The organism is Phycicoccus sp. (assembly GCF_035325325.1).
Taxonomy (GTDB): domain Bacteria; phylum Actinomycetota; class Actinomycetes; order Actinomycetales; family Dermatophilaceae; genus Phycicoccus.
In genome coordinates this window covers 2,846-9,551 of sequence record NZ_DAOLAC010000020.1, presented here as the reverse complement: position 1 = coordinate 9,551, position 6,706 = coordinate 2,846, and the positions used below count along the sequence as shown (strand labels likewise).

5 protein-coding genes and 1 pseudogene are annotated in these 6,706 nt (G+C 75.9%); 3 read left to right on the top strand and 3 right to left on the bottom strand.

Going from position 1 to position 6,706, the window contains the following annotated elements:
* Positions 1 to 12 precede the first annotated feature (12 nt).
* Positions 13 to 1,569 (bottom strand): protein kinase, encoded by a 1,557-nt coding sequence (locus PKA89_RS12480; protein WP_324419900.1) that lies wholly within the window; start codon positions 1,567 to 1,569, stop codon positions 13 to 15.
* A 70-nt stretch (positions 1,570 to 1,639) separates the two neighbouring features.
* On the opposite strand from PKA89_RS12480, the gene PKA89_RS12475 reads away from it, so the two are divergent.
* Positions 1,640 to 2,374, top strand: a complete 735-nt coding sequence (locus PKA89_RS12475; protein ID WP_324419898.1) for a peptidase E — start codon at positions 1,640 to 1,642, stop codon at positions 2,372 to 2,374.
* A gap of 15 nt (positions 2,375 to 2,389) precedes the next feature.
* Here PKA89_RS12475 and PKA89_RS12470 read toward each other — a convergent pair whose 3' ends face one another.
* Together PKA89_RS12470 and PKA89_RS12465 are read right to left on the bottom strand one after the other, a co-directional pair.
* On the bottom strand, positions 2,390 to 3,421 hold the full coding sequence (locus PKA89_RS12470) for a Gfo/Idh/MocA family oxidoreductase (protein WP_324419896.1): 1,032 nt from the start codon (positions 3,419 to 3,421) through the stop codon (positions 2,390 to 2,392).
* Positions 3,418 to 5,703 (bottom strand): MMPL family transporter, encoded by a 2,286-nt coding sequence (locus PKA89_RS12465; RefSeq protein ID WP_324419894.1) that lies wholly within the window; start codon positions 5,701 to 5,703, stop codon positions 3,418 to 3,420. The genes PKA89_RS12470 and PKA89_RS12465 overlap by 4 nt, the downstream gene beginning before the upstream one ends.
* A gap of 70 nt (positions 5,704 to 5,773) precedes the next feature.
* On the opposite strand from PKA89_RS12465, the gene lipB reads away from it, so the two are divergent.
* Together lipB and PKA89_RS12455 are read left to right on the top strand one after the other, a co-directional pair.
* Entirely contained in the window at positions 5,774 to 6,412 is a 639-nt protein-coding gene (gene lipB, locus PKA89_RS12460; protein WP_324419892.1) for a lipoyl(octanoyl) transferase LipB, read from the top strand.
* Positions 6,413 to 6,473: 61 nt separating this feature from the next.
* Positions 6,474 to 6,706, top strand: a pseudogene (locus PKA89_RS12455) (lipoyl synthase); the annotation flags it as partial.

Below are 6,706 nucleotides of genomic sequence, written 5' to 3'. Positions count from 1 at the left end.
CACCGCGCCCGCTCACCGCACGGGTCGCACGTCGGCGAGGCGCCACCCGCGCCCGGTGAGCACGAGGTCGACCAGCACCGGCGCGGGTCGGACCGCCGGCCTCGATGCGGTGGTGTCGCCCCCGACGACGCGGTAGCCCGCGACGCCGAGCCGGGCGGAGAGGACGGCCGTCCTGGAGCCGGCGCCGCGGACCGCGACCGCGTCGACCTCGTAGCGCAGGTCGGGGTAGCGCACTCCGGAGGACCGCAACGCCCCGACGGCGGCCTCGTCGCGGGCCCGGAGCGCCCCGTCGTCGGACTCGGCCTCCGCGAGCCGGGTGGGGTCGGCGAGCCGGTACGCCTCGGCCCGCGCCCCGGCCAGGGCGGTGAGGAGCTCCGCGGGTCGGCGCCTCGCGGCCTCCGGGTCGGTGCGGACGTCGGTGGCCGGCCCCGGCTCCCGCGCAGGCGCGCTCGGGGCCGTCGGGGCCGTCGGGCCTGGCCCGGGCTCCCGCGGGGTCGTGGACACCTCCGGGCGCACCGCGGCGCGGGCCGGGTCGTCACGCAGGCCCTGTGTCCCGAGCACCCCGAGGACGGCGGCGGCGACGACGAGGGCGGCGACCCCACCCGCGGCGGCCCGCAGCACCTGGCCCAGTCGCAGCACCGGCAGCCGCCGTTCGCGGCGCCGGGCCGCTCGCGGTGCACCGCGGTGCCTCCCCCGACGTGGCGGCGGCCGGTCGGGCACCGGGGGCCGGCCGGCCGCGGCGCGCAGCCGGTAGGTGACGGCACTCACCGCGTCGTCGCCGGCGACGAGGCGCAGCGGCTCCGGTTCGGCCGCCGCGAAGAGGAGGCCGGCGAGCTCGTCGGCGTCGGGGCGGTCGGCGACCCGGGGGGACACCGCGGCCTCGACGGCCGCCACGAGGGGTTCGGACCCCGCTCCGGCCCGGCACACCTCGGGGAGGGTCGGGCGCAGACCGGGGGCGCCCGGCACCTCCCCGGCGAGGCAGAGCCAGCCGAGGGCACCGAGGGCGTAGACGTCGGAGGCCGGCGACGGCTCGCCACCGAGGAGCACCTCGGGGGCGATGTGCCCGGGCGTGCCCCAGACCGCCTGCGGAGCCTCACCGAGCACCCGGCCCACGCCGAGGTCGGCGAGCACGGGACGACCGTCGAGGTCGAGGAGGACGTTGCCCGGCGAGACGTCGCCGTGGACCACCCCGGCCGCGTGCAGCCGCCCCAGCGCCCCGGCCAGCGGCGCGAGGACCGTGACCACCTCCCCCGGCCCGAGGTGGCCGCGGGCCGCGATGAGCCCGGCGAGCGAGCCGCCCCGCATCAGGGGCATGACGAGGGCGACCCGGCCGTCGGCCAGGGGGAGGCAGGCCTCGACGGCGAGGACGTGCTCGGCGGCCGTCCGGGCCGTCACGGCCGCCTCGCGCACGGCGGCCTCGACCGCCGCGGGGTCGGCGGCGGACACCTTGACCGCGACCCGACGGCCCCCCTCGAGGTCGACGCCCTCCCAGACCTCGCCCGAGCCGCCGCGCCCGAGCAGCGTGCCGAGCTCGAGGCCCGGCACCTCGGGCGGTCCGCTCGTCTCCATGCCCGGCACGCTGCCGCATCGGGCGGCGACGGCCGCGAGCTTTTCCACAGGCCTTCGTAGGGTGGCGCCCATGACGACCGACCACCCGACCATCCTCGCCACCTCCGGCGGCTACCGCCCGGGCCATCGCACGTGGTTCGAGTTCGACGCGCTGGTCCACCACGCCGTCGAGCTCTCCGGCGCCCACGGGCGCCGTCCGCGCGTGACCTTCCTGGGCACTGCGGCGGGCGACCCCGAGGCCTTCTCGTTCCGGGCGCTCGAGGCCGGGCGGGTCGCGGGCTTCGACACGAGCGTCCTGTCCCTCTTCCCGATGCCGAACCTGGCGGAGCCGGCCGGCCACCTCCTCGCGCAGGACGTCGTCTGGGTGAACGGGGGCTCGGTCGCCAACCTGCTCGCGGTCTGGGACGTCCACGGCCTGCGGCCGGCGTTCCGTGCCGCGTGGGAGGCCGGGGTCGTCCTCGCCGGCGTCTCGGCCGGCTCGATCTGCTGGTACCTCGGCGGGACGACCGACTCCTACGGCCCCGAGCTGCGCGCGGTCACGAACGGTCTCGCCCTGCTCCCCTACGGCAACGGCGTGCACTACGACTCGGAGGAGCGACGCCGACCGCTCGTGCACCGGCTCGTGGCCGACGGCACGCTGCCCGAGACCCACTGCACCGACGACGGCGTCGGCCTCGTGTACCGCGGCACCGACCTCGTCGAGGCCGTCACCGAGCAGGACGGCAAGGGTGCGTACGTCGTGACGCGCGACGGGGACGAGGTCCGCGAGGAGCGCCTCGAGCCCCGCCGGCTGGCCGCGCCGTGAGCCCGAGCAGGTGCCCTAGGGCTGCGGCGTGACGACCCGGACGACGCGCTCCTCCCGGGCCGCCACCCTCGCCGCGTCGAGGACGGCGAGGACGTGGACCGCGTCCCACGGGTCCACCGGCATCGCGGCCTGCGGGTCGGGCGCCTCGAGGGCGGTCGCCACCGCCCGGTAGAGGTCGGCCTGGCTGCTCTCGACCCGCTCGACCGGCTCGCGGTCGGCCCCGCGGTACAGCCACCCGGCGTGGGCGGCGTCGGCGTCCGCCTGCGCGCTCCACGGGTGGGCCTCGGTCTCGAAGTCGGCGAGGACGAACGCGCCCCGGGTGCCGAGCAGGCGGATGCGCGGGCCCGGCGCCCCCGCGAGCGAGGTGGCCGACAGGTGCGAGACCACACCACCCGCGTGCCGGCACAGGAGGAAGGCGTCGTCCTCGGCGCGGGTCGTGCGGGCCGCCACGGTGGCGGCGACGGACTCCACCGGTCCGAACAGCTGCACCGCGGCGTCGACGAGGTGGCTGTGCAGGTCGAGCAGGAGGCCGCCGCCGTCCTCGGGCGCCGCGTTCTCGCGCCAGCGGTCCTTGGGCACGGGGCGCCAACGCTCCCAGCGCAGCTCGAGCCGGAAGGCCTCCCCGACCAGGCCGTCGCGCACGACCCGCGCCAGCGTGGCGTGCTCGGGGTCGTAGCGCCGGTTCTGGAAGACGGTGAGCGGCACCCCGGCGCGCGTGGCACGGCGCAGCACCTCCGCCGCGCTCGCCGCATCGACCGCGAGCGGCTTGTCGACGACGCAGGCGAGACCGGCCGCGACCACCTCGCGCACCTGGGCGGCGTGCCCGCCGCTCGGGGTCGCGAGGACGACGAGATCGAGGCCGGGGAGGGCCAGCAGCTCGGTGAGCCCCGGCACCACCTCGACCGCGGGGAGGTCGGAACGGGCTGCCGCGGAACGCTCCTCGTCGCGGGTCGAGACCGCGACGACCTCGAGTCCGGCCTCGCGCAGGCGCGGGGCGTGGATCTCGCGGCCGGCGAAGCCGTACCCGGCGAGCGCGACCCGGGTCATGCCGTCGGGCCCGCGTCCTCGGCGGGCGGGTGGGCGCCGGCGGCGTGGTGCCCCGGCCCGGAGTGGCCGCCGTCGGCGACGAGCCTCGAGGGCCACCACACCCGGGGCCCGAGGTCGTGGGCGAGCGCCGGGACGAGCAGCGAGCGGACGACGAAGGTGTCGAGCAGCACCCCGAACCCGACGATGAACGCGATCTGCACGAGGAACTGGATCGGCAGCACCGAGAGGGCCGAGAAGGTCGCGGCGAGCACGATGCCCGCGCTCGTGATGACCCCACCGGTCACCGCGAGGCCGACGAGCACCCCCGGTCTCGTGCCCCGGGCCAGCGCCTCCTCGCGCACCCTCGTCATGAGGAAGATCGAGTAGTCGATGCCGAGCGCGACGAGGAAGACGAACCCGTACAAGGGGATGGACGGGTCGCCGCCGGTGAACCCGAGCACGTGGTCGAAGACCAGCGCGGAGATCCCGATCGTCGCCGCGAACGACACGACGTTGCCGACGACGAGCACGAGTGGTGCGACGAGCGACCGGAGCAGGAGCGCCAGGATCACGAAGATCACCCCGAGGATCGTCGGCACGATGACCCGCAGGTCGCGGCTGCTCGCGTCGAGGACGTCGAGGTTGGTCGCGGCGTTCCCGCCGACCAGGGCGTCCCGGCTCACGGTGTCGAGGTCGGTCCGCAGCCGCCGCACGGTGTCCTCCGCGCCCTGGCTGTCGGCGGCGTCCTTGGTCGTCGCCTGGAGGACGACCTGGCCGTCGACCACCGTGGGTGGCTGCGCCTCCTGGCCGGGCCGGGGCGGGGTGAGGCCGAGGTACGCCGACTCGATGCCGGGGTCCTTCTCGACGAGGGCGAGGGCCTCCTGCGCCTGCGGCTCGGGCACGACGACCTGCAGCGGCTGGGCGGCGCCGCCCGGGAAGTGCTTCCCCAGGACCTGCTGCGCGGTGATGGAGTCGACCTCGGTGAGGAAGGTCTCCTCGATCGTCGCTCCGCTGGCCTTGAAGGTCGGCACGAAGGCGGCCGCCGCGAGCAGGCCGACGAGGGTGATGACCCAGGTGCGCCGCGGGTGGGCTCCGACCATCCGGGCGACCCGCCCCCACACCCCCCGGTGGGACTCCACGGCGTCCTCGGCGTGCTCGTGGTCGAGCTTCGGCGCGAAGGGCCAGAAGATCCGCCGCCCGAAGAGGAGCAGCACGGCGGGCAGGAACGTGACCGAGGCGAGGAAGGCCCCGGCGATGCCCAGGGCGCCGACCGGGCCGAGCCCGGAGGTGCTGCGCAGCTCGGCGAGGAGCAGGCAGAGCAGGCCGAGGACGACGGTGGCCGCCGACGCACCCACCGGTTCGATGGCCCCGCGCCAGGCCCGCTTCAGCGCGACCCAGGCGCTCGGCTCGTCGTGCAGCGCCTCCTTGAAGCGGCTGACGAGGAGCAGCGCGTAGTCCGTGGCCGCCCCGACGACGAGGATGAAGAGGATCCCCTGCGACTGCCCGGACAGGGTGATGACGTCGTGCGTCGCGAGCTGGTAGACGACCAGGGACGCCGCGGAGAGCCCGAGCACCGCGCTGACGAGCACCGCGAACGGGAGGATCGGGCTGCGGTAGACGACGAGGAGGATGACGAGGACGACGACGAGCGCGACGAGGAGCAGGATGCCGTCGATGCCGCCGAACGCCTCGGCGAAGTCGGCGATCAGGCCGCCGGGGCCGCCGACCCACGCCTGCAGGCCCGCCGCCGGGAAGGTCGACCGGATCTCGTCGCGCAGGGCCGTCGCCCCCTCGGCGAGGGCCGTCGTGTCGCCGCTCGCCGCCGTGCCGGACGTGCCGTCGAGCGGCACCGAGAGGAGGGCGGCCTTGCCGTCCTGCGCCGGCACCGGGACGATCGGGGTCCCCGCGACGAGGTAGTCGCCGAGGGTCTTCCCGGAGCCGAGCGCCGGGAGGGGGAGCTGGGGCACCTTGGTCGCGAACGCGGAGAGCGTGGCGAGGTCCTGCGCGTCGAGCGCGGCGCCGTCGCGACGCTCGACGACGACGAGGTAGGGCAGCTCGGTGCTGTCGCTGAACCGCGCCACGGCGTCCGTGACGAGCGTCGACTCGGCCTTGGCGGGCAGGAACGTCGAGTTGTCGTTCGACTGCACCCCGGAGAGCTTCCCCTGCGCCTGTCCCCCGAACGCGCCGACACCCAGCCAGAGCAGGATGACGACCACCGCGCCGAGCAGCGCCCAGCGTGGCCGGCGGGCCGCGCCGCGCTCGTCGGTGGGCTGAGGTCCGGGGTCCTGCGGGGCCGCGCTCATGGACCCAGCCTAGGGACGGGCGGCGGGACCGTCAGCGGACCTTCGACAGGGTGCGGCGTACCGTGGGCGCATGCGCTTCGTCCACCTCGGCTTCGCCCCCGACCTCGTCGACTACGAGCAGGCCTGGGCCACCCAGCGCGAGGTGCACGCGCAGGTCGTCGACGGCACCCTCGAGGACACCACGCTGCTCCTCGAGCACGCGGCCGTCTACACCGCCGGCAAGCGCACCGAGCCCCAGGAGCGGCCGGTCGACGGCACGCCGGTCATCGACGTCGACCGTGGCGGCAAGATCACCTGGCACGGCCCGGGACAGCTCGTCGGCTACCCGATCGTCCGGCTGCCCGAGGTCCCCATCGACGTCGTCGCCCACGTGCGCCGGCTCGAGGAGGTGATGATCCGGGTCTGCCGCGACTTCCGGGTCGAGACGGAGCGGGTCGAGGGACGCAGCGGGGTGTGGGTCCTCGCCGACGGCCGGGGTCCGGACCGCAAGCTCGGCGCCATCGGGGTGCGGGTCAGCAAGCGGGTGACCATGCACGGGTTCGCGCTCAACTGCGACGCCGACCTCGGCTGGGCCGACGCCATCATCCCGTGCGGGATCACCGACGCCGGGGTCTCGTCGCTGACCCGCGAGTCGGGGCGCACCGTCACCGTCCAGGACGTGCTGCCCTACGCCGAGAAGCACCTCGCCGACGTCCTCGGGCGCGCCTGACGCCGCAGCACCGCGGGTCCGGGGTCCGGGGGTGTCCGGGCCGGAGCGTAGGCTGGATCGCGTGACTGTCGCACCCGAGGGACGCCGTCTGCTGCGGGTCGAGGCGCGCAACGCCGAGACCCCGATCGAGCGCAAGCCGGAGTGGATCCGCACCACCGCGAAGATGGGGCCGGAGTACACCCAGATCCACTCGATGGTCAAGGGCCAGGGCCTGCACACGGTCTGCCAGGAGGCCGGCTGCCCGAACATCTTCGAGTGCTGGGAGGACCGCGAGGCCACCTTCCTCATCGGCGG